The following is a 22,678-nucleotide window of genomic DNA, read 5'->3' as shown; positions in this document are numbered from 1 at the left end:
ACGTTCATCTTTGTAGATAAACAATCGCTTATTTTTTCTACTCACTTTGAGTTAGCTGCTTTTCTGCTTGGCGCATTTGTGCGAGTGGATGATGCGGCTTGCCTTCCAAGTATTTGTCTCTAAATAGGTTAAAATGGTTGAAGAGCTGTTTAGAAGCGGAAGTATCTCCTGCTAGCTCAAGGAGTGTTGCTGCAACTTCTGCTGTGCAGTGTTGATCCTCTTTTGAAGGGGTACGCAATAAATAATCTGTTCGTGCTTTTGTATTGATTGATAATACAGGGATCTGGTCAAGATAAGGGCTTTTACGGAACATTTTGCGGGCTTCTGGCCATGTACCGTCTAATAAAATAAATAATGCAGGTTTATCTGAAACGGTTGGCTGGTTGACTACCGTTCTTCCACTTTGAGCATAACTTTCAGGGAAAATAATATAAGGCTGCCGTGTTGGGTCTTGAATCGCAGCAAGGAGTTGTGGGTCTGGATCGGTTCTTGACCACTGGAAAGCCAGCGTATTCGGTAAAATATCTGCGATCAGTTTTCCTGTATTACTTGGTTTAAAGACCTCTCCCTCATACATGATTAAACAGAATTGGCTCTTAGCGTGGACCGGAACAATTTCTTGGCACAGGCATTGTGGAACGGGAAGTAGGCAATAATGACAGCGTTTAACGCGACACCCTCGTGCTTTAAAGGGTTTCGTTGAGGCGGTCAGGCGTTCTTGGCGTAATGTATAAACGGCATTTTTAGTCATGTTGGGTGCAGCTTTTGATATTGTACGGTTTTGATAAAACAAAGCGCGTATTGTACGTAAATCCGTTAAATGACGATAGAAGTATATTCGGCATCTTTTAGATGCAATAATAGCGTGAATCAGTGGCGTAGCTCGGCAACATCATGTAACCTTCGCGCCATAGCTTTGTAGGGGATAGCAATGAACGACTCGAATGATTTTAATGGTAAGAATGGTAAAGTAAAAGTGATGTATGTCCGTAGCGAAGGCCAAGATGCTGGTCATAGCAAAGGCAAGCGTCAACAAGATAATAAGCGCACGAATGATAGAAGAGGTGGCGGCGGACGTCGCAATGAGCGTTCAGGTCGTTTTGATGATAGAAAAAGCCAACCACCTCGTGAGCACTCCGCTTGGCGCACCGTATCGAAGCCAAATAGTGATGAGTTAATCCATGATCATGGTGGGATTGCCGGTAAAAGCCAGATTGACCCTGAGCAATTGCGTAAACAGCGTTTAGAAGAAACGCGTATTTATGGTGAAAATGCGTGTCAGGCGATGTTTAAAAATCGCCCAGAAGCGATTGTTCGTGCATGGTTCCTACAATCAGTCACACCACGTTTTCGTGATGCGCTAAAGTGGATGGCTGCTAACCGTAAAGCATACCATGTGGTTGATGATGAAGAATTAACGAAAGCATCTGGAACAGAGCACCACGGCGGCGTCTGTTTTCTGATTAAAAAACGCGGTGGTATGAGTGTGGAAACTTATCTGCAACAAGCACCCGCAACAGATTGTGTTTTGGCGTTAGAAGATGTCGGTAATCCACATAACTTAGGTGGCATCATGCGTAGTTGTGCGCACTTTGGCGTGCAAGGTGTGATTTTACAAGATGCAGGCGTTGTGGAGTCTGGTGCTGCGATTCGAACGGCTGAAGGTGGCGCTGAACATATCAAAGCGATTGATGCTGATGGTCTGAGTAACACGTTAAGCCAATTCCGCCAAGCTGGTTATACGATTGTAACGACATCAAGCCATAAAGGTAGCCAAGATATTTCGAAGGCTAAGTTGCCTGCAAAAATGGTGTTAGTCTTAGGCCAAGAGCGTGATGGCTTGAGCGACAGCGTATGGAACGAGGGGGATATGAGCCTGTATATTGGTGGTACAGGTAAAGTTGAGAGCCTCAATGTTTCCGTTGCGACGGGGATTATGTTGGCACAATGGTGGCAACAGAATAAAGCTAACTAGTTATTTTAATTAATAAATAAAACTGCATATGAAAGGTTAAATTATCGCCAATTAATATGCAGTTTTTTTATTATTAGGCTCTAAGCAATGTGCGTACAATATTATTTGATGGAGAGATAGGAATGAAAATTCCGTCGTACTTAACCCATGATTTCCGCTCAATACAGGGTAACGGAGAATTGACCGAGGTTTATTTTGGCTCACAATCGACAGAGGATACGTTTGAAATTTGGTTCACGGGTGAGGTGGTTTCTGTCGATGAGGAAGCACAGCCTTATATCATGGAAACTGATAGTCATCCCCTAATAATAATTGCTAAACACTCTGTATCAGGTCAAACATTCTTGCTGTTTGATGGCACAATTCATGGGTATGATGCGATGTTTTGTGATCAACCTTATGATGAGCCTCTTGAGCAGTTATCACCAATAAAATATGACTTTCCCCCTGCGATTTTGAAGCTCTCCTTTTTTTATAATATTGATTATGAAGATGAAAAAGAGAGCTATGAGTTTGATGCAATGGGAAATGTTATGCTATTGAATGGGCTGAGTATGCCATGGGAGCAAGTCAAATGTGACGGTTTTGATGCCTTTGCACTTTCTGTGATTGATACGCAAGGTATAGAGCATGAAATTGTGAATTTAGAACTCGCTTAATAATTCAGTGAGATAATTTAGTTCACGGTCTAAAAACTCTTCTTTAGGGTAATTGCAGGAAAATGCTTCCAATATATGATTGATAAAAGATTTGATATCTAAACGCGTGAGGGGCGTGGGCTTGCTGATAATTTTATAAGCAGCTGAAATCTCATTTAAACTTAGACAATATTCATAGTAGCCTACCTGAATGGCGTCGCTAATTTGTTGGGGTAAAGTAGTAAAATCGAGATCATCTTCTTCAAGTTTTAGCTGCATATAAGTGAAAACATCTTCAAGAATATCAAAGGAATGTTCTTCTTGATAGCGATTAACATAGGTAATAAGTTTACGGCGATATTGCTCTGCTTCTCCTTCGCTGATTGAGTTAATTAGGGCAAGTAACTCGCTATTTTCAATCCATGATTTCAACATTTTTTTCCTCGTTATAGTGTATAAATACTGTCATGTTGGTGAATAAAATAAGGTCTCATATTGAATCTATGAGACCTTATTAATTAGAGTTTAGTGTGCTCCGCCACCTTTAGAGCCTGCGCCAAAAGGTGGTTTGGCGAACCAAACAATGACCATGAGCAAAATAAAGATCCCAGCAGATAACCAGAAAATTTCATTTGCAGATAAGATCAGCCCTTGGTCGGTAATGGTTTTCGCTAAATAGGCGGCACTTTGCTGCTCATTCATACCAATTTGGGCTAATTCACTGTACATATGTTGAGAATTTGGATTGTACGGGTTAATAAACTCCGTCAGATTCTCATGGTGCATCGCTTCGCGTTGTGTCCACATTGTGGTTGTAATGGATGTACCAATCGCACCCGCTAATGTCCGTGTGAAGTTAGATAAACTTGATGCTGAGGCCATTTTTTCAGGAGGAAGCCCTGATAAAGTAATGGTCGTCAATGGCATAAAGAAACAGGCAATCGCTAGCCCCTGCACAAATTGTGGCCATGCCGCGGCGGCAAATCCCATATCCGGCTCAAATGTATAAGCACGCCAATAGTAACAAACAGCATAAACAATAAAGCTAAAGGTTACGATATAACGCATATCAATGCGATTACCGAAACGTCCAATAATTGGTGTGATCAACAAGGGCAATAAGCCTACTGGGGCGGAAGCAAGACCCGCCCAGGTTGCTGTATAACCATAAACTTCCTGTAGGAGTTGGGGAAGTAGTACGATTGTTCCGAAGTAGAGCATATATGCAAGACTTAGCGATAAACAACCGATGGTGAAGTTGCGCTCCTTAAATAACGAAAGATCAATGACAGGGTGATCGTCAGTGAGTTCCCAAACAATTAAGAACGATATCGCAACAACAGCAATGACGGTCAGCACAATAATTTCAGTGGAATTAAACCAATCTAGCTCTTTCCCTTGGTCTAGCATGATTTGCAGGGCACCAATACCGATAACTAGCAGTACTAGCCCGATAGTATCAATGGGTTGAATAGAAATTTTGGTTTCACGCCCTTTTAGTGTCTGCATAATGGCAAAGATAATTGCGATACTAAATGGAACGTTGATAAAGAATATCCAACCCCAATGATAATTATCACTGATGTAGCCACCCAATATTGGCCCACAAATTGGCGCGATAATGATGGTCATTGACCAAAGCGCCAAGGCCATATTCCGTTTGGCAGGGGGGTAGTTATTGAGCAATAAACTTTGGGATAGGGGAATTAATGGCCCCGCAACCAGCCCTTGTAACACACGGAATAAAATCAGCATTTCAAGGCTGCCAGAGATACCACATAACCATGAAGTTAGTGCAAATAGGCCTGTCGACCATAAAAATAGCCTAACTTCACCAATCCTGCGGGCTAACCATCCAGTAATAGGAATTGAAATCGCATTTGCCACACCAAAAGAGGTAATTACCCACGTTCCCTGCGAGTTAGAGGCGCCAAGATTACCTGCAATCGTTGGAATGGCAACGTTAGCAATTGTTGAATCAAGTACTTGCATAAATGTGGCCAATGACAGAGCAATGGTCATCCACGCGAGTTTTGATCCTGTTAACGGTGTATTTGTCACAATTACACCTCGGATTATTTGTTGCCTGAGTTATTGTTAATAATCTCAGTAACTATTTTGTCTGCAGGAGACATATCTATGGCAAGTGCAGAGGTGTGATATGCAGGCGCTTCACGCATACCTTTTGATAGCACTTTGCCATCTTTATTAAGCGTGTCTACCGTCACTTCTGTCGATAAGCCAATACGTAATGGATATTGCTCCAATTGGGCCGGGTCTAATACGATACGGACGGGTAAACGTTGAACTACTTTGATCCAATTCCCTGTAGCGTTTTGAGCAGGCAGTAATGAAAATGCGCTACCTGTTCCCATATCTAACCCTGCTACGGTGCCATTGAAGACAATATTTTTACCATAAAAATCAGTCGTTACTTTAACGGGCTGTCCAATGCGCATATCGGCAAGTTGGGTTTCTTTGAAATTGGCATCAATCCACATACCTTCAGAAGGAACGATAGCCATCAACGGTGTTGAAGTCGTAATTTGTGAGCCGACTTGTACGCTACGGCGTGAGACATAACCATCCACAGGGCTGACAATTTTAGTTCTCTGCAATGCTAACCATGTGTTCCTAACTTCTGTTGCGGCAGCTTCGACAGCCGGCTGTTTTTCGAGAGGAGTATCTAGAATGATCGCTTTGTTTGCATTGAGTTGCTCAATAGCCACTTCGAGCGCTGCTTTAGCGCTGACAACGGCTTCGCGAGCGTGTTGCAGTTCTTCTTTCCCGATTAGGTTACTGCTGCCAAGGACTTCACGGCGTTTTAAATCGTTTTGTAGACTAATTAGCTCAGAGCGCTTCATATCAATATTCGCTTGATATTGGCGGCTATTCACTATCTGCTGGTGGGTTTGACGAACGCTGTTTGCTAAAGTGGTTTTGGCTTTTTCTAATGCAAGTTGAGCATCTCGAGGGTCAAGCTCTACTAATACTGTACCGCTTTTGACGAAATCGGTGTTATCGACATTCACCGTCATAACACTGCCAGAAATTTGAGATTGAATTTGAACTTGGTTACCTGCAACGTAAGCGTTATCAGTCGTTTCATAATGGCGTAAAACAAGGAACCAGTATATTGCCCAGCCAACGCCAATAGCAATAAAAAGGAATGTGAGAAACATTAAAGCATTTCTGCGTTTTCTTTTTTTATTTGGTTGTGGATTTTGGGTTGGTTGCATTTCCTCATGGGCACTCATTGGGTGTTTCTCCGCTCATCGGCATTTTAGATCACGAATGTTCCCAGCAGTTAACATTAACCACTGGAAACTAAGACAACAATTGAAATATTTGCTTGATGGGATATCGTAAGCACAAGTTAGAAAGGATAACGAAATCTTTCAGACAGAAAAGTCTTTTTTCGCCTTTTTGCTTATAAATGCCTCAAATACATTACCCACAAAAATACAATGGTTAATTATTTACTATAATCTTTAACAGTATCTAGCTTTATTAGCAACTTACGCATCAACTTATTCAGTTGTTGTTGTTCTTCAGCATCTAATACTGACCAAATATCTTTTAAGGCTGCATGCTGAGGAGGCAATAACCCTGCTAAAAATTCAGAGCCTTTTTCAGTTAGGTGAAGATGCAAACAACGACGGTCATTGTGACTTTCTTTACGTTCAATCCAACCATTTTTTTCCAGTTCATCGGCAATACGGGTTGCATTAGTGCGTGAGGATCCCAAAGCAGCGCTTAGCTCAGAAGGTTGAATACTGCGGGAATCTTTTGTATCTAGGATCATTAACGCCATAAACAGTGTTTCATTAATCCCTTGAGCTTTGAGCATATTATTACGAGACTCAAGGAGCTTGCCATGAACATGCATACAAAGGCGTGTTAGGAGGATCTCCTGATAGGGAATGGGATTGCTGTGTGAACTTTGCTGTGCGACGCGAGCATTAAGTAACTCTTCAGTCGGAGTAAATGAACTTTCCATTATTTAGATACCTTATTAGTTTCAGTTGGTAAGATTACAACTGTCATCAACCATCTAAATGGTATATCAAAAGCTAAAATTAGCAATTGTAGTTAATTGATACCATCAAATTTATTTTGATAATGATACATAATTCATAAATTTTATGAATGTAATTTGCTAAATTTAGTATAGCTTAATTATACTCTTCTGCCTTTTAAATTATTTACGTATAATAAAATCATCATTTTGCTTTATTTTTCATCATGATAATAACCGAGTAAAACAAAATAAAATCACGTAATTATACTGCTGCACTCTCCTTACTGTCATGATTTCATGACATTTGTAAACCTTTCCTCTGTTACTTAGTATTGTTAGGTGACAACTAACATATTGATTACAATAACTACAAGAAATAGTAATTTATATAAATTACATTATAACTTTATAGAAAGGTATATTTTTTGTTTAACTGTGTCATTTGATGATTTTTGCCTATGTAATTATTGCAAAATAAAATCATTGGCAAAAATTTGTGATTATAAAGAGAGGAAGCGGAGAATGAGATATTAAGTATAAATTAAGTATTTTTACCGATGCATTATATTTTCTGATAGATTTATGGCAGGGTTTATAAAGAGTGCCTAAAAAAAGACACTCCTTGCGAGTATGTTTTATTCATCGGATGGGTATATGGTGGGGTCAAAGCGAATACCTATTGCCCAAATAATCAAACTGATCACACATAATATGCCGCCAGCGATAGCAACGCCTTCCCAACCTGCTTTTTCGTAAGCATAGCCAGATAATAAAGAGCCAAGTGCACCACCAATAAAATAGCTCGTCATATAGCCTGCGGTAATACGATTACGCGCATCAGGTAAAATACGGTATAGAGTACTTTGGTTAGTGACATGGACAGCTTGAATAGCCAGGTCAAGTATTAAGACGCCAATAATAAAAGCAATCAGTGAATCCTTTGCAAATCCAATTGGGATCCATGACAGAAGCAATAAAATTAAGCCAATGGTTGTCACTCGTTTTCCTTTACCTTTATCGACGAGATGACCGGCTTGGGAAGCCATGAATGCTCCGGCAGCACCAACTAAGCCAAAAAGGCCGATAGTTCCTTCTGAAAAACTAAAAGGTGGGCTGGCAAGTAGAAAAGCCATGGCAGTCCAAAGTAATGCGAAATTGGCGAAGGATAGGGCGCCCAATAGCGCACGAACGGCCAACACAGGGGTTCCAAAAAAGAGTCGACCTATTGAAAACAGCAACTGGAAGTAATTTAGGTTTGCTTTTTGATGATAACGAGGCAGTTTAATCGCAAGCACAATAATTAAGATAATAAGTAGGGTAAAAGCGACCCAATAAATGGTTCGCCATCCTCCTACCATAGCGACGGCGCCGGAAATTGTTCTAGCAAGTAAGATCCCTAATAGCAATCCACTCATGATGATACCGACAGATTTCCCTCTTTGATGAGGTTTTGCCAGCGAGGCTGCCATTGGGATGAGCACTTGAGCAACAACTGAAAATAGCCCTGTGAGTGCCGTTCCAACAAGAATTTGCCAGATATTATTTGAGAGCGCGGTGATAAGTAAGCCGATAGCTGACAAGGATGTCATTGTTAATATCAGGCCTTTACGCTCAAAGATATCACCTAGGGGAACTAAAAAAAGTAGACCTACTGCATAGCCTAATTGGGCGACAGTCACAATAAACCCCGCCATATTTGTGGTCAGGTTAAATTGAGTGGCGATAGTGTCTAGAAGGGGTTGCGCGTAGTAGTTACTAGCAACGACGAGGCCTGTTGCGATGGCCATTAATATGACTAAACCCGGAGTGAGTTCTGCTTGTGGTGCCTTATTCATTCAATATCTACTCATCATTCATAAGGCCTCTACTATAAAACAATTTTGAGTTATGAATGGGAACATTTTATCTATTAATAAAATATTTCTATAAGTTGGGAAGCGTGCAAAAAAGCCACCTAAAAAGGTGGCTTAGAAGACTCATCACTGGCAGATATTATTTTTCAGCAGCTTTGCGTGCTTGCTCTACCCAACCATCAAAAGTGGATTGGTGGGCTTTGATCCACGCATCGGTGTGACGGCGAATATCTGATTGCGAAGCTTCTCCATTATGCATTCTCAAGTTTTGTGCGTTGATATCTGCAATAGGGAGTTTCATGATCTCGAATAACTTAGCTGCCGCAGGGTTCTTTTCGGCCCATTTTTTATTGGCGACGATATGCATTGTGTTTGGTGGGAAGCCGTAATTTTTACCGTTCGGTAATGCGGTGTCGGTTTTGTCATCATTTGGCATTGATGAGAACGGTACTTCTAACCAAACCACATCACGACCTGGTTTGAGCACATCACTGATCCAGTAAGGCGTCCATGTGTAGTACAGGATAGGTTTACCTTCTTTGTAACGAGTGATGGTGTCTGCCATCATAGCGGCGTAGTTGCCTTGATTGTGCTCAACGGTTTTTTCTAAACCATAAGCTTTTAGATGGTTGTTAATCGCCGCTTCACAGCCCCAGCCTGGGTTACAACCCGTTAGGTCTGCTTTACCATTACCATCGGTATCGAATAATTTGGCTATTTTTGGATCTTTTAGCTGATCAATATTGGTGATTTTGTATTTTTCGGCGGTTTTCTTATCGATGAGATAACCTTGTGCCGCATTCACGACATAATCACCTTGGCGGTAAAAGACCTTATCACCCCCTGCCGCGTTATATTGTGCATCATGTAATGGCACCCAGCTTACCGCCAAATAGGTTGCATCCCCATTGGCAATGGAAGCATAAGCCACATTGTAGTCGACCTCTTTAATCGGCTCGACTTCATAACCGAGTTTCTCAAGGGCTTTTGCCACTAACAGCGTTTGGAACGTCTCTTCGCTGATGGTACTTTGTACCGGGGTGATTTTTACCCCTTTGCCGGGAAGATCTTCTGCATGAGCAAATGGAACGGCAAGTAAGGCTGTCAGGGCAGTTGCCAATATCATTGGTTTTTTCATTATTGATACCTCTGTTTGTCGTTTTGGCTTGCCTTGGCAAGCGAAGAGCCGATTGTCGGCTCTATCGTGAATAGAAGAGCAAAAACTTAATGTGATTTTCGGCTAAATGGGCGCGTGATAAGGCCGATGGGGCCTTGTTGATACCAGCGAGTTGAGGCTTTACTACGCGAATTTTTGCCAAGTGACTGCGTTAATCGGTCAAGCACAATCGCGAGGATAACAATGCCCACACCACCGACGGACGCGAGTCCCATATCGAGACGACCGATACCACGTAATACCATTTGACCTAAGCCACCGACGGCAATCATAGAGGCGATAACGACCATGGAAAGTGCTAACATCAAGGTTTGGTTAACACCAGCCATAATGGTTGGCATCGCCAAAGGCAGTTGGACTTTAAAGAGTAGCTGACGAGGGCTGGCGCCGAAGGATTCTGCTGCTTCAATCAAGTCTGCGGGAACTTGTTTGATACCTAAAATAGTCAAACGGATAATAGGTGGTAGCGCAAAGATGATGGTGACGACAACACCGGGCACATTACCAATACCAAAAAGCATAACAATCGGTACTAAATATACGAATGCTGGTGTTGTTTGCATCGCATCAAGGATCGGCCTAACAATGCTGGCGGCTTTATCACTACGGGCTAGCCATATGCCGAGTGGTAAGCCAATAATTAAGCAAAAGAGTAACGAGGTTAGCACCAGAGAGAGTGTTACCATCGCTTCTGACCAAGCCCCGATAGCACCAATCACAATCATCGACACAAATGTTGCAATGCCCATGACACGGCCTGCCAGTTGCCATGCTATCAACGCAAATAAAATAATCGCAATCGGTGACGGTAGTGAGGTTAAAAGCTGCTCAAAGCCGCTAAGGATAAAATCAATAGGAATACGGATCCCCTGAAAAACAGGACGGAAATGCAACACGATCCAATCAATAGCCTGAGTGACCCAAGAGTCAAGTGGGATCAGAGTATGTTGAAAAGGATCCATAATATCAAAATGTTCTGTATTTATTCCCTCAGTGGGAGCCGCATCCAGCCAATCGCTTCCGCCGGTATCTGACGGTGTTGAAGTATCTGCTGTACTTCCCCACGGATCACTCTCTGTTGATGTTTGGCTTTCAGAACTTGTTGACCAAGGGTCGCTGCCTGAAGTGGTATCCGTCGCATTATTTTGTTGCGATGTCTCATCTGCTTGGGTTTCTGCCCACGGATCCTGATAGTCAGCTTTACGCTCATTCGTGTTATTGCTCATTAGAAGTCTCCTTATCCAGCGCCTGTAGTAGCATTCCCTTCGATATCACACCAAGATAGCGATTTTTTTCATTAATAACGGGAACGGCGCAGGGAGCTTGTGCAACGGTTGAGATGACCTCATTGAGTGGGGTTTCTCCCTGAATTGGTTCTATGCTAGAAATCACCGCTGATTCAATGCCTTGGTTGTTTTGTAGCGCTTTTTCGAGTGATTCAACAGATACGACACCTGCAAATGTGTGTCCTCGAGAGATGAGATAACCATAGTATCGGTCATCATCATTAAGCACTTTCAATGCGGAACGTGGGCCAAAACCAGGCGCAATATGCAATAGGGCATCGGCTCTTCGTCGCGCAATATCTTTGGCACTAAAGACCTGACTAATATCAACACCACGGAAGAAGGTTTTGACGTAATCATTCGCGGGATTATTGAGTATCTCATCGGGAGTGCCTATTTGCACAACGACACCACCTTGCATGATGGCAATTCGGTCTCCTATGCGCATGGCTTCATCAAGGTCGTGGGAGATAAACACAATGGTGCGTTGTTTATCACCTTGAAGAGAGAGCAACTCATCTTGCATTTCGGTTCGGATCAAGGGATCTAACGCAGAAAAGGCTTCATCCATTAACAAGATATCGGGATCATTTGCCAAGGCTCGTGCAAGACCAATACGCTGCCTCATACCACCGGATAATTCATCAGGATAAGAGTAAGCCCATTTTTCAAGGTTAACTTGTCGAAGGGCATCCATTGCTTTTTGATGACGTTGCTCTTTTGAGATCCCCGAGAGTTCCATACCAAAAGCGGTGTTATCGAGAACATTCATATGTGGCATGAGCGCAAAGGATTGGAACACCATACTGATTTTTGTGCGTCTGACCTGACGTAGCGCTTTTTCTGAAATATTCGAGATATCTTCACCATCAATCAGCACTTGTCCGCTGGTGGGTTCAATTAGGCGATTGAGAAGCCGTACCAATGTTGATTTCCCAGATCCCGAAAGCCCCATCACAACAAAGATTTCACCCTCATTAATGGCTAAATTTGCATCTTGAACACCAACCGTTTGGCCTGTTTTTTCAAAGATATCATCTTTGCTCATTCCTGATTCTAAAAGTTTGAAGGCTTGATCAGGGTGTTCCCCAAAAATTTTATATAAATTTTTAACTTCTAATTTTATTGGCATACAGTAATTACCCATTTTTCAATTAATAAATTGTTCAAAGCACTTATCGAATGAAACTGGTCTTTTTATCAATTGGCCAAAAACTCGATTATCAGCTTTAGACTATTGGTTGAAAATATTTAGGGTAGATATTCCTATTTCGCTTAAGGTGAATTTAATAATTATGATTTGAATTCAACGGCTCCACTTAAAATTATTAGAAAAATAAACAAGCAATATAACCTAGCATAATAAATTGAGCTGACAACCCTTGGTTAAGGAGTATTAATCAAAAAAATAGCGAGTAAAAATAGAATACAAATTAGGAAAGTGTTGTTTTTATGGGATTCAACATTAAGGTGATTTATTTTCAAAATAAATAGGTTAACGTTTTGTTGTATATACATTTATTTTACTATTGTGCATTTGAAAACTAACCATAACAAATTAAAAAGAATAGAGATTATAACGGTTAGGTCAATTAGCAAATAAAATTGAAAATAATTTCAATATAAGGCCTTATTGATTAGTTATATTAATTAATTTTTAAGCGAGAATACTTATTCTTAAAAATTATTGCCTGATATGCATATTAAAAATGAATTATTTAACAGTAAAACATGTAAATCTCGAGTTGTCATGATGGTTTTTTATACTAAAAGATATCCCGCTAAATAAAGTTATTATTATTCAGCGGGATATGCTTATTTAGGATGTTTAAAACGATCAGTTAACTAAATTGATTGATTAAAAATCCCAGTCATCATCTTCGGTGCTTACTGCTTTGCCAATGACATATGAAGATCCTGAACCCGAAAAGAAGTCATGATTCTCATTTGCATCCGGTGAAAGTGCCGATAATATTGCTGGGCTAACATCAGTAACCACATCGGGAAATAGGGCTTCATAACCTAAATTCATTAATGCCTTATTGGCATTATAATGAAGGAACTTTTTAACATCCTCTGTCCAACCAACAGTGTCATATAATTCTTGTGTATAATTCACTTCATTTTCATATAAATCAAAAAGTAAACTGAAAGTAAAATCTTTAATTTCCTTCTGTGTTTTTTCATCATATTTTAATAAGGATTTCTGAAATTTATAACCAATATAATAGCCGTGAATTGCCTCATCACGAATAATTAAACGAATGAGGTCAGCAGTATTGGTTAACTTGCCTCGACTGGACCAATACATAGGTAAATAGAATCCCGAATAAAATAAAAATGATTCTAAAAAAACACTTGCGACTTTTTTCTTTAATGGATGTGAATCACAGTAATAAGACATAATGATTTTTGCCTTATTTTGTAGCGCAGAATTTTCTTCACTCCAACGATAAGCATCATCAACATCGCTAGTTGAGCAAAGCGTTGAAAATATAGAACTATAAGAGCGAGCGTGTACTGCTTCCATAAAACTGATATTTGATAATACCGCTTCTTCATGTGGTGTAAGGGCATCGGACATGAGGCTCGGTGCGCCAACGGTATTTTGAATTGTGTCGAGTAGCGTTAACCCAGTAAAGACTCGGATAGTTAACTGTTGCTCGGCAGCCGTTAATGTATTCCATGAAGAGATATCGTTTGATAGAGGTATTTTCTCTGGTAACCAAAAGTTGGTGGTTAAGCGGTTCCAGACCTCCAAATCTTTATCATCTTCGATTCGATTCCAGTTGATCGCTTTAACTGGTGCAGATGAAATGTGCGTTGTCATACTGATTTTCCTTTTAAAGCGTACATGAAACACAACCGTCAATTTCTGTGCCTTCTAGGGCGGTTTGGCGAAGCCTAATGTAATACAAGGTTTTTATACCTTTACGCCACGCGTAGATCTGAGCGCGGTTGATATCGCGAGTTGTTGCATCGTCTTTGAAGAACAAGGTTAGAGATAGCCCTTGGTCGACATGTTGTGTGGCAACGGCATAGGTATCGATGATTTTTTCAGGGCCAATTTGATAAGCATCTTGATAATATTCAAGGTTATCATTATTCATAAATGGGGCAGGGTAGTAGACGCGACCTATTTTCCCCTCTTTACGGATCTCTATCCGGGCAACTATCGGGTGAATACTCGATGTTGAGTTATTGATATAAGATATTGAACCAGTAGGCGGAATTGCCTGTAAGTTTTGGTTATAAATACCGTGCTCCATCACTGATTGTTTCAATGATAGCCAATCCGCCTGAGTTGGAATTTCGATGCCCGAACGTCGGAATAATTCCTGAACGGTTTGTGTTTTTGGTAGCCAGCTTTGGTTGATATATTTATCAAAATAACGACCATTGGCATACTCAGAATGCTCGAAACCTTTAAAAGTGGCTTTGCGTTCAATTGCCAATTGATTTGAAGTTTTTAAAGCATGATAAGTGATGGTATAAAAATAGATATTAGTGAAATCAAGCGCTTCTTCTGAACCATAGTGGATACGCTCTCTTGCAAGATAGCCATGTAAGTTCATTTGCCCAAGCCCAATGGCGTGGGATTGATGGTTACCTTGTTCGATAGAAGGCACAGAGCGAATATGGCTCATATCGGAGACCGCCGTTAGCGCTCTGACCGCAATGGCAACGGATTGGGCAAAATCGGGAGCATCCATCATTTTGGCTATATTCATGGAGCCTAAGTTACAACTGATATCTTTCCCGACTTCGCGGTAACTTAAATCGTCTTCATAGAAGCTAGGGCGATTAACTTGCAGAATTTCTGAGCACAAGTTACTCATATTAATGCGTCCCGCTATTGGGTTCGCACGATTCGCCGTATCTTCAAATAAAATATAAGGATAACCAGACTCAAATTGGATTTCGGCGAGAGTTTGGAAGAATTCGCGTGCGTTGATTTTGTATTTTTTTATGGCCTTATTATTGACCATCTCATGATATTTTTCAGTCACGCTGATTTCTGACATGGGAACGCCATATTCACGTTCAATATCATAAGGTGAAAACAGATACATCTCTTTGTTTTCTTTCGCCAATTGGAAAGTAATATTAGGGATCACTACACCAAGTGATAATGTTTTAATGCGAATTTTTTCATCGGCATTTTCCCGCTTAGTATCCAGAAAACGCATGATGTCAGGGTGGTGAGCATGCAGATAGACAGCGCCTGCACCTTGTCGCGCCCCTAATTGATTTGCGTAGGAAAAGGCATCCTCTAACATTTTCATGACCGGAACGACGCCAGAGGATTGGTTTTCGATCAGCTTGATCGGCGCGCCTTGTTCCCGCAGGTTGGTCATCAGAAAAGCAACACCACCACCACGTTTTGATAGCTGTAGCGCTGAATTGACGGAACGACCAATTGATTCCATGTTGTCTTCAATACGCAGTAAGAAGCAGGAAACCAGCTCTCCGCGTTGTTTTTTCCCACAGTTAAGGAAAGTAGGGGTGGCCGGTTGAAAGCGTCCACTGATAATTTCGTCGACTAAATAGCTAGCAAGTGCTTGATTACCTTGAGCGAGTGTTAGCGCGACCATGCAAACACGATCTTCATAGCGTTCAAGGTAACGTTTGCCATCAAAGGTTTTTAAGGTGTAGCTGGTGTAGTATTTGAATGCACCTAAAAAAGTTTGAAAACGGAATTTATGTGCATAGGCTTGCTTAAAAAGCTTCTTGATAAAGGCAAAATCATATTGTTCAATGACTTGTGGTTCATAATAATTTTCATTAACTAAGAAATCGAGCTTCTCTTTTAAGTCATGAAAAAAGACAGTATTTTGATTTACATGTTGGCGAAAATAGTGGTGAGCCGCTTCTTTATCTTTCTCAAACTGGATCTCGCCCGCACTGTTGTACAAATTCAACATGGCATTAAGTGCATGATAATCAACAGTGGTCTTGTTTTTGGTGTTTTCCATTGAATTAGCTCTAATTATGTCTTTGTTGCCAAAAGGCATTTAGTCCATCACGGACACGTTGCACATCGCGCTCCGTGCCTAATAATTCAAATCGATATAAGTAGGGAACTTGGCACTTTGTGGCGATGATATCGCCCGCAATCGCATAAGCTTCGCCAAAATTAGTGTTACCAGCGGCAATAACCCCACGAATTAATCGTCGATTTGATTCAATATTCAAAAAACGGATCACTTCTTTCGGAACTGCACCTCGGCTGCCACCTCCCCCATAGGTCGGAAGGAGCAGGACAAATGGCGTGGTGGCAATGATGCTGCTTTGTTGTTCACCGATAGGCAAACGCGTTGCTGGCAGCCCAACCTTTTCAACAAAACGGTGACAGTTGCCAGAACGGCTCGAAAAATAGATGAGTGATTCCGTTTGCATAATCCGCTCCTAAGCTGAAAGGCGGCTGATCATATCAGGGCGAAAGCCGGACCAATGTTCTTGATCAGCAACGACAACAGGAACTTGCTGGTAACCCAATTTGCGAACAAACTGTAGAGCTTCATCATCTTGAGTGAGGTCGATGACCTGATATGGAATGCTTTTACGTTCTAGGGCTTGGTAAGTGGCATGACATTGAACGCAGTCGGGTTTACTGTAAATCGTAATAATGGCCATATTAAGTACCTTTAGGTGTACTGAATACTATCAGTAGTGTGATGATTGGTATTTAAAGACTATATATAGATCTAATTTTTTTCAACCACACAATATATAGTGGTATGGAAATATTGAATGATAATTATTCTAATTAATGGCTAGGTAGTTATTTATATTGGAAAATTAAATTTTGAGGATTTGAATAGTTCTGTTATCAAGTCTGAGAAAAAATATTATTGCCAAGTAGAAATAATACAGTTTATAACTGTATATACGATCAGATAATCGCACTCTCTTAAGGGGATATTATGTATTGTCAATATTTGGCTGCACCGGAAAAATTTCCTAAACCGTGGGTACAAATCACGGCGGATGACGAGGGGGTAACCAGTATCTATTTTGTTGAGCAAAAGAGTTATCCAGAACAGAAAAATACGCATTCTGAGTTGTGTGTTAAACAACTGACAGAATATTTTAACCATCAACGTAAAGAATTCACGGTAAAGTTAAATCCACAAGGCACTGAATTTCAAAAGAAAGTATGGGGGCACCTTTGTAGTATTCCTTTTGGTGAGCGTTGGAGCTATAAGGATCTGGCTTTAAAACTCGGTTCTGTGAATTATTGCCGCGCGGTGGGGATGGCAAACTCACGTAATCCGATTTCGTTGATTGTTCCTTGCCATCGCGTATTAGGTCATGACGGCAAGCTGGTCGGCTATACCGGAGGGTTAGATATCAAGGATTGGTTATTAGCGCATGAAAAGGAATATGCTAATTAGTTCAGTGAGTTTAATATTATTATTGGGATTAATTACTATTATAAAGAATAATTCATGTTAAATGAGAAATTTATCCCAATAAATAATATTTTTTTATATATTTTGTCAATTTTCGTGATCTAGGTTGTAGACAAGTTACTTGTATATCTGTTGTACTGAACCTGACACTGATGGTGTGTCTATTTTTATTTAAAGGTAATAATTTGATGTCTAAAGTTAAAGGTAACGTTAAGTGGTTCAACGAGTCTAAAGGTTTCGGTTTTATCACTCCAGAAGATGGCAGCAAAGATGTGTTTGTTCACTTTTCTGCTATTGCGAGCGAAGGTTTCAAAACCCTAGCAGAAGGTCAGAAAGTTGAATTTGAAATCACTGAAGGTGCTAAAGGCCCATCTGCTGTAAACGTTGTCTCTCTGTAATTTAAACAAATAGAAACGAACAGCCTCTAAACTCGCCCCAGTTTATCTGGGGCGAGTTTTATTTGCCTCTTAGATTTTGGGGTCACAAATAAAAAAGCCTCGAATTTTCGAGGCTTGATAGACTGGGTGATAAACGTCGTGACTATTTAACTTCTTCGCCTTTGGCTTGTAGGTCTGCATGGTAAGATGAGCGTACGAACGGACCACAAGCCGCGTGGGTAAAGCCCATCGCCATAGCCTCTTCTTTCATTTCATCAAATTCAGCAGGGCTAACATAGCGCTTAACCGGAAGGTGATGGCGGCTTGGTTGGAGGTACTGACCAAGCGTTAGCATGGTAACGCCATGACGGCGCAAATCGCGCATTACTTCAATAATTTCTTCGTTAGTTTCACCTAAGCCAACCATCAAACCTGATTTGGTTGGGATGTCTGGATGCGCTTCTTTGAACCTTTCAAGTAGCTTTAATGACCAATCATAATTTGCGCCGGGACGTACTTGACGATAAAGACGCGGCACATTCTCAAGGTTATGGTTAAATACATCCGGTGGTGTTTCGGTCAAGATCTCTAAAGCACGATCCATTCTGCCTCTAAAATCTGGCACTAATGTTTCGATTTTAATCGAGGGGCTTTTTTCACGAATAGCGCTAATACAATCTGCAAAGTGCTGTGCTCCGCCGTCTCGTAAATCGTCACGATCCACCGAGGTGATCACGACATAGCGAAGCCCCATATCTTTAATGGTTTGAGCAAGTTTAACTGGCTCGTTAGCATCGGGGGCATTTGGGCGGCCATGGGCAACATCACAGAATGGGCAGCGGCGTGTACAGATAGCACCGAGGATCATAAAAGTGGCTGTACCGTGATTAAAACATTCAGATAGGTTAGGGCAAGAGGCCTCTTCACAAACAGAGTGCAGGCCATTTTTGCGCATAGCGGCTTTGATCCCCTGAATACGGGTCGAGTCAGCCGGTAACCTAATTTTCATCCAATCAGGCTTACGTAGAATCTCTTCACGTTCTGTAACAACGTTTTTAACAGGGATCAGCGCCATTTTATCGGCGTCACGATATTTAATTCCGCGTTCTATCTGAATTGGTTTACTCATAATTATACCGGTTCCAGTTATCTTTTTGAGTTATTGGATAAGTTGATACTAGGAATAAAAGTATGGGAGCCGTGACTTATCCATTAAAATTTTTTTTAAAAATGTTAAAAAATTATAGCATCATTATTGAACAATATGAAATCCCAGTGTGTCACAGAACTGTTCAATTAGCACGGGTTGAACATCTGGTAATGTCAGGTTGGGAATGAAATGACACATCTGTGTCATCTTTAATTGCGAATAACCACAAGGGTTGATGCGGTTGAAAGGTTCTAGATCCATATTGATATTGAGCGCTAATCCATGGAAAGAGCAACCTTTTCGAATGCGTAGACCTAGCGAACAAACTTTATCACCATTGATATACACGCCGGGGGCATCAGGGCGTGGATAAGCTTCAATTTGGTAATGTGCAAGTGTCTTCACAACCGTCGTTTCAAGAGCCGTGACTAAATCGCGAACGCCTAACTTGTTACGTTTGAGATCAAGCATGACATACATCACTTGCTGACCAGGGCCATGATAAGTGACTTGGCCGCCCCTATCACTTTGGATCACGGGGATCTCTCCGGGAGCGAGCAGATGTTCAGCCTTACCTGCTTGGCCTTGGGTAAAGACGCGAGGATGTTCGACAAGCCATAGCTCATCGGCGGTCTCTTTGTCGCGGTTTTCAGTGAACTGGTGCATCGCATCAGAAACGCGTTGATAAGGGGCAAGCCCTAATTGACGTACAATAATGGTTCGTGCTGACAATGTTTTAACATCCACATTAGAAATGTGCCAGTAGTATAACGCTGGTAGCGGGTTATCGCCAGTTTTGTCATGTTATGAAAATGTTATATTGAGGGTTGATGCAATCTATTTGTGCTATGCAAAGTAACCTGTAACGCTATCTAGCGGGAAAAAAAGGCGGGTATTTGGACCTAGAAACGATGAAAGTTTTTATATAGGAGGGAGTAACATAAAAGACGTTAGGAAAAAACCGAGTGGGTTTAAGCCACCCGATTTTTGATAAGACACAAAGTGAATTACAGAACCATTCTAACGCGCTCTAATGCACCAAGCTCTTCATATAATTTTTCGATTTGCTCAATATGCGTTGCATTAATGGTAATCGAAACGGAGTGGTAATTGCCTTTGCTACTCGGCTTCACTTCTGGAGAATAGTCGCCCGGAGCATGGCGCTGAACCACTTCAACGACCTGATCAACCAGCTCCGGCTCCGCTAATCCCATCACTTTGTAAGTGAATGAGCAGGGGAACTCAAGTAGTTCGTTTAATTTCGTTTTCATGGGCGCTCCTAATAACAATAATAGTGTTTGAAGGGGGATTCCCCCCCTTCAAACTTTCAGATATACACTATATGGGGATGATATATATCTGATTCAAGGGTTAGCCAAACCAGCGATGGAACAGTAACTTAATATAGTCAATTAAACGACTGAAAAAGCCACCTTCTTCCACATCTTTCAGCACGACCAGAGGGCGTTGTTCGATGGTTTTACCATCAAGTTGGAAATTAATAGTTCCAACTGCTTGCCCTTTTTTCAGTGGTGCTTCTAGCTCGGATGTTGAGATATCATAGCTTGCTTTAAGATCTTTTAAACGTCCACGAGGGATAGTTAAGAACAGATCTTCTGTTACCCCAAGTTTAACGTTATTTTCATCACCAAACCAAACAGGCTCGGAGGCAAACTCAACCCCCGCTTGTAGCGGCTTGACGGTTTCATAAAAGCGGAAGCCATACGTGAGCAGTTTTTTACTTTCTGCATCACGGCCTTTCATACTTTTACCGCCCATTACGACGGAAATAAGGCGCATTTGGCCCTCTGTTGCGGAGGCAACTAAATTATACCCCGCAGCATTAGTGTGGCCTGTTTTAATGCCATCAACTGAGAGACTTTTATCCCATAACAAACCATTACGGTTAGTTTGGCGAATATTGTTAAAAGTGAACTCTTTTTCTTTGTAGATAGCATATTCATCGGGAACATCACGTATCAGAGCCTGCCCGAGTAATGCCATGTCACGTGCTGAGCTATATTGGCCCTCAGCATCTAAACCATGAACGGTTTGAAAATGAGTATTTTGTAAGCCCAGTTTGCTGACGTAGCCATTCATCAATTGGATGAAATTCGCTTGGTCACCCGCAACATAGTCCGCCATGGCAACACAAGCATCGTTACCTGATTGTAAGTTAATTCCACGAGTTAATTGAGAAACACTCACGCGGTCGCCGGGTTTCAGGAACATTAATGAGGAACCCTTAAATATTGGGTTACCTGTTGCCCATGCATCTTCGTTGACAGTGACAATATCCTCTGCACCGATTTTGCCTGACTTGATCGCTTGACCAATAACATAGCTGGTCATCATTTTAGTCAAACTCGCAGGGTCACGGCGTTGATCCGCATTCTTTTCAGCAAGCACTTTACCTGAGTTGTAATCAATCAAGATATAGGCTTCTGCATCAATTTCAGGTACTGCTGGAACAGGGCTATTTGGGAATGGCTCGTTAGCATTTGCCTGTGTCATAGTGAAAAGTAGCGATGCACCTAGCAAGGTATGACGAAGGGTGCGTGATGGGGCAAAATTTTTCATGTTTGTATTGTTACATCCGGAATTCGGTTAACACAAGGAGGCGCAGTTTAGCAAAAGTACAAGGATTGATTAATGCTTGCGCCAATGTTTTTACAATATTTTATACAGATCACATTTCAAGTTACTAGTCGGTTATCGAGCAAATAAAAAAGCCCCTTGATATGTTTAGGTTAAGAGGCGTCATTATTGTTGGTACTGATAATTTGAATAGTGATGAATACCTACCTTATGGAGCGACAACCATCGACGTTTGATTTAGTTCAGCCTGAATTCGGCCTTGTAGATCCACAGCCTGTTGCCTATCTGCAAATGGCCCTAATTGAACACGATAAATATTGTTGTAGGGCTGTAAGCGGCCGGGAACACCAAACTGACTTTTCAATTTTTCCAACATAGTTTTGGCGTTGCTTTGATTTCCGATAGCACCAACTTGAACTAAATAACCTCTTTCAGGAACGGCAGGAGTACTTGGCGTCGCTTGAGGGGCTTCTGGCTCAGGGGTTTTTAAGCTGCTTTCAGGCACAACGGGTTCCATTGGGGCTGTTGGCTGTTTCACGGGGAGCACATTTTCAGGGGTTGGTAAATTTTCCATTACAGGCGTTCCCATTGGGCCGGAGCCTAGCTGAGGGCGCCCTGGCAGGGCATAACTTTGTTTAACAAAGTTTGAGCCAACCGTACCTGGTCCTGATAGAGAGCCATCTTGAGCGACTTGGATAGCATCAATTTTGATGCGTGTGGTTGGCATTAAATTGAGGCGATCAGCAACGGCGCGAGAAACAGCGATGCTTTTGCCTTGTGTATAAGGGCCTCTATCATTCACACGAACAACCATCATTCGGCCATTCATCATGTTAGTGATACGCACATAGCTTGGAATAGGTAAAGTCGGGTGGGCTGCTGTTAATTCAATAGGGTTAACTCGCTCACCAATTGCTGTCATATTCCCTGCTGACTCTGAACCAAAGATAGAGGCATAACCTACTTGTGAAAATTGCGATGCGTCGCGAACAATTTGGTATTGCTGGCCGTTACGCTGATAGTCACTGTTGGCTGTTGGATGAAAAGGCTCATAATGAGGCTCTGCGCCAAGCACGTCTTGAGCAGGTACAGCCGGTACATTACTAGGCTGCTTAATGTTCTCTTCTGTGACACAACCACTAAGCAATGCAGTCGTAATGCCAAGCATAATCCATTGAAAACGCATA

22 protein-coding genes are annotated in these 22,678 nt (G+C 41.5%); 4 read left to right on the top strand and 18 right to left on the bottom strand.

Annotated elements, in window-relative coordinates; genetic code table 11:
• Positions 1-37: 37 nt before the first annotated feature.
• Positions 38-751: a tRNA-uridine aminocarboxypropyltransferase gene (locus PR699_RS08465; RefSeq protein WP_014657699.1), complete on the bottom strand. Its 714-nt coding sequence runs from the start codon at positions 749-751 to the stop codon at positions 38-40.
• A gap of 180 nt (positions 752-931) precedes the next feature.
• Between PR699_RS08465 and PR699_RS08460 the strand changes: the two genes are divergently transcribed.
• Both PR699_RS08460 and PR699_RS08455 read left to right on the top strand, forming a co-directional pair.
• Positions 932-1,975: a tRNA/rRNA methyltransferase gene (locus PR699_RS08460; RefSeq protein WP_004917580.1), complete on the top strand. Its 1,044-nt coding sequence runs from the start codon at positions 932-934 to the stop codon at positions 1,973-1,975.
• A gap of 122 nt (positions 1,976-2,097) precedes the next feature.
• Positions 2,098-2,634, top strand: coding sequence for a hypothetical protein (locus tag PR699_RS08455; protein ID WP_014657700.1), 537 nt, complete (start codon positions 2,098-2,100; stop codon positions 2,632-2,634).
• Here the strand turns inward: PR699_RS08455 and PR699_RS08450 are convergent.
• From PR699_RS08450 to nrdH, 12 genes are all read right to left on the bottom strand, one after another.
• Entirely contained in the window at positions 2,620-3,048 is a 429-nt protein-coding gene (locus PR699_RS08450) for a hypothetical protein (protein WP_004917584.1), read from the bottom strand. The two genes, PR699_RS08455 and PR699_RS08450, sit on opposite strands and share 15 nt — an antisense overlap.
• A gap of 90 nt (positions 3,049-3,138) precedes the next feature.
• Positions 3,139-4,674 (bottom strand): multidrug efflux MFS transporter permease subunit EmrB, encoded by a 1,536-nt coding sequence (emrB, locus tag PR699_RS08445; RefSeq protein ID WP_014657701.1) that lies wholly within the window; start codon positions 4,672-4,674, stop codon positions 3,139-3,141.
• A 14-nt stretch (positions 4,675-4,688) separates the two neighbouring features.
• Positions 4,689-5,870: a multidrug efflux MFS transporter periplasmic adaptor subunit EmrA gene (gene emrA, locus PR699_RS08440; protein WP_004917588.1), complete on the bottom strand. Its 1,182-nt coding sequence runs from the start codon at positions 5,868-5,870 to the stop codon at positions 4,689-4,691.
• A gap of 218 nt (positions 5,871-6,088) precedes the next feature.
• Positions 6,089-6,613 carry a transcriptional repressor MprA gene (gene mprA, locus PR699_RS08435; protein ID WP_004917591.1) on the bottom strand — a complete coding sequence of 175 codons (525 nt, stop codon included), beginning with the start codon at positions 6,611-6,613 and terminating at the stop codon, positions 6,089-6,091.
• A gap of 656 nt (positions 6,614-7,269) precedes the next feature.
• Positions 7,270-8,469 (bottom strand): MFS transporter, encoded by a 1,200-nt coding sequence (locus PR699_RS08430; RefSeq protein ID WP_014657703.1) that lies wholly within the window; start codon positions 8,467-8,469, stop codon positions 7,270-7,272.
• A 157-nt stretch (positions 8,470-8,626) separates the two neighbouring features.
• Entirely contained in the window at positions 8,627-9,625 is a 999-nt protein-coding gene (proX, locus tag PR699_RS08425; RefSeq protein WP_014657704.1) for a glycine betaine/L-proline ABC transporter substrate-binding protein ProX, read from the bottom strand.
• 86 nt (positions 9,626-9,711) lie between these two features.
• Positions 9,712-10,890, bottom strand: coding sequence for a glycine betaine/L-proline ABC transporter permease ProW (proW, locus tag PR699_RS08420; protein WP_014657705.1), 1,179 nt, complete (start codon positions 10,888-10,890; stop codon positions 9,712-9,714).
• Positions 10,880-12,082: a glycine betaine/L-proline ABC transporter ATP-binding protein ProV gene (gene proV, locus PR699_RS08415; RefSeq protein WP_004917599.1), complete on the bottom strand. Its 1,203-nt coding sequence runs from the start codon at positions 12,080-12,082 to the stop codon at positions 10,880-10,882. Before proV ends, proW begins: the two co-directional genes overlap by 11 nt.
• A gap of 726 nt (positions 12,083-12,808) precedes the next feature.
• The gene (gene nrdF, locus PR699_RS08410; protein WP_004917602.1) at positions 12,809-13,780 is read right to left on the bottom strand and encodes a class 1b ribonucleoside-diphosphate reductase subunit beta; all 972 of its coding nucleotides are present in this window, start codon (positions 13,778-13,780) and stop codon (positions 12,809-12,811) included.
• A gap of 13 nt (positions 13,781-13,793) precedes the next feature.
• Positions 13,794-15,926: a class 1b ribonucleoside-diphosphate reductase subunit alpha gene (gene nrdE / locus PR699_RS08405; protein WP_071821176.1), complete on the bottom strand. Its 2,133-nt coding sequence runs from the start codon at positions 15,924-15,926 to the stop codon at positions 13,794-13,796.
• 10 nt (positions 15,927-15,936) lie between these two features.
• Positions 15,937-16,350: a class Ib ribonucleoside-diphosphate reductase assembly flavoprotein NrdI gene (nrdI, locus tag PR699_RS08400; RefSeq protein WP_004917606.1), complete on the bottom strand. Its 414-nt coding sequence runs from the start codon at positions 16,348-16,350 to the stop codon at positions 15,937-15,939.
• A gap of 9 nt (positions 16,351-16,359) precedes the next feature.
• Complete coding sequence (gene nrdH, locus PR699_RS08395; RefSeq protein ID WP_014657707.1) at positions 16,360-16,587, bottom strand: glutaredoxin-like protein NrdH; 228 nt, start codon at positions 16,585-16,587, stop codon at positions 16,360-16,362.
• Between the two features lie 290 nt (positions 16,588-16,877).
• On the opposite strand from nrdH, the gene PR699_RS08390 reads away from it, so the two are divergent.
• Both PR699_RS08390 and cspE read left to right on the top strand, forming a co-directional pair.
• Complete coding sequence (locus PR699_RS08390) at positions 16,878-17,348, top strand: methylated-DNA--[protein]-cysteine S-methyltransferase (RefSeq protein WP_004917609.1); 471 nt, start codon at positions 16,878-16,880, stop codon at positions 17,346-17,348.
• 206 nt (positions 17,349-17,554) lie between these two features.
• Entirely contained in the window at positions 17,555-17,764 is a 210-nt protein-coding gene (gene cspE, locus PR699_RS08385) for a transcription antiterminator/RNA stability regulator CspE (protein ID WP_014657708.1), read from the top strand.
• 142 nt (positions 17,765-17,906) lie between these two features.
• Here cspE and lipA read toward each other — a convergent pair whose 3' ends face one another.
• The 5 genes from lipA to rlpA all read right to left on the bottom strand — a co-directional run bounded on the left by lipA (position 17,907) and on the right by rlpA (position 22,677).
• Positions 17,907-18,872 carry a lipoyl synthase gene (lipA, locus tag PR699_RS08380; protein ID WP_004917612.1) on the bottom strand — a complete coding sequence of 322 codons (966 nt, stop codon included), beginning with the start codon at positions 18,870-18,872 and terminating at the stop codon, positions 17,907-17,909.
• Positions 18,873-18,995: 123 nt separating this feature from the next.
• The gene (lipB, locus tag PR699_RS08375; RefSeq protein ID WP_014657709.1) at positions 18,996-19,640 is read right to left on the bottom strand and encodes a lipoyl(octanoyl) transferase LipB; all 645 of its coding nucleotides are present in this window, start codon (positions 19,638-19,640) and stop codon (positions 18,996-18,998) included.
• Between the two features lie 260 nt (positions 19,641-19,900).
• Positions 19,901-20,164, bottom strand: coding sequence for a DUF493 family protein YbeD (gene ybeD, locus PR699_RS08370; protein WP_004917614.1), 264 nt, complete (start codon positions 20,162-20,164; stop codon positions 19,901-19,903).
• Positions 20,165-20,264: 100 nt separating this feature from the next.
• A complete protein-coding gene (gene dacA, locus PR699_RS08365) occupies positions 20,265-21,473 on the bottom strand; it encodes a D-alanyl-D-alanine carboxypeptidase DacA (protein WP_004917615.1) in 1,209 nt (402 codons plus the stop codon).
• Positions 21,474-21,699: 226 nt separating this feature from the next.
• Entirely contained in the window at positions 21,700-22,677 is a 978-nt protein-coding gene (gene rlpA / locus PR699_RS08360) for an endolytic peptidoglycan transglycosylase RlpA (RefSeq protein ID WP_014657710.1), read from the bottom strand.
• Between the last annotated feature and the right edge of the window lies 1 nt (position 22,678).

Source organism: Providencia sp. PROV268, from assembly GCF_028477805.1.
GTDB lineage: Bacteria > Pseudomonadota > Gammaproteobacteria > Enterobacterales > Enterobacteriaceae > Providencia > Providencia stuartii.
This window is presented reverse-complemented; position numbering and strand designations above follow the sequence as displayed.

Bases quoted from the DNA above. Each gene is read 5' to 3' on its own strand.
- PR699_RS08390 (WP_004917609.1), top strand. From the start codon at position 16,878: ATGTATTGTCAATATTTGGCTGCACCGGAAAAATTTCCTAAACCGTGG.
- PR699_RS08450 (WP_004917584.1), bottom strand. From the start codon at position 3,048: ATGTTGAAATCATGGATTGAAAATAGCGAGTTACTTGCCCTAATTAAC.
- nrdI (WP_004917606.1), bottom strand. From the start codon at position 16,350: ATGCAAACGGAATCACTCATCTATTTTTCGAGCCGTTCTGGCAACTGT.
- emrA (WP_004917588.1), bottom strand. From the start codon at position 5,870: ATGAGTGCCCATGAGGAAATGCAACCAACCCAAAATCCACAACCAAAT.
- ybeD (WP_004917614.1), bottom strand. From the start codon at position 20,164: ATGAAAACGAAATTAAACGAACTACTTGAGTTCCCCTGCTCATTCACT.
- cspE (WP_014657708.1), top strand. From the start codon at position 17,555: ATGTCTAAAGTTAAAGGTAACGTTAAGTGGTTCAACGAGTCTAAAGGT.
- proV (WP_004917599.1), bottom strand. From the start codon at position 12,082: ATGCCAATAAAATTAGAAGTTAAAAATTTATATAAAATTTTTGGGGAA.
- mprA (WP_004917591.1), bottom strand. From the start codon at position 6,613: ATGGAAAGTTCATTTACTCCGACTGAAGAGTTACTTAATGCTCGCGTC.
- PR699_RS08455 (WP_014657700.1), top strand. From the start codon at position 2,098: ATGAAAATTCCGTCGTACTTAACCCATGATTTCCGCTCAATACAGGGT.
- dacA (WP_004917615.1), bottom strand. From the start codon at position 21,473: ATGAAAAATTTTGCCCCATCACGCACCCTTCGTCATACCTTGCTAGGT.
- PR699_RS08465 (WP_014657699.1), bottom strand. From the start codon at position 751: ATGACTAAAAATGCCGTTTATACATTACGCCAAGAACGCCTGACCGCC.
- PR699_RS08460 (WP_004917580.1), top strand. From the start codon at position 932: ATGAACGACTCGAATGATTTTAATGGTAAGAATGGTAAAGTAAAAGTG.
- lipA (WP_004917612.1), bottom strand. From the start codon at position 18,872: ATGAGTAAACCAATTCAGATAGAACGCGGAATTAAATATCGTGACGCC.
- nrdF (WP_004917602.1), bottom strand. From the start codon at position 13,780: ATGACAACGCACATTTCATCTGCACCAGTTAAAGCGATCAACTGGAAT.
- nrdH (WP_014657707.1), bottom strand. From the start codon at position 16,587: ATGGCCATTATTACGATTTACAGTAAACCCGACTGCGTTCAATGTCAT.
- PR699_RS08430 (WP_014657703.1), bottom strand. From the start codon at position 8,469: ATGAATAAGGCACCACAAGCAGAACTCACTCCGGGTTTAGTCATATTA.
- proX (WP_014657704.1), bottom strand. From the start codon at position 9,625: ATGAAAAAACCAATGATATTGGCAACTGCCCTGACAGCCTTACTTGCC.
- rlpA (WP_014657710.1), bottom strand. From the start codon at position 22,677: ATGCGTTTTCAATGGATTATGCTTGGCATTACGACTGCATTGCTTAGT.
- nrdE (WP_071821176.1), bottom strand. From the start codon at position 15,926: ATGGAAAACACCAAAAACAAGACCACTGTTGATTATCATGCACTTAAT.
- proW (WP_014657705.1), bottom strand. From the start codon at position 10,890: ATGAGCAATAACACGAATGAGCGTAAAGCTGACTATCAGGATCCGTGG.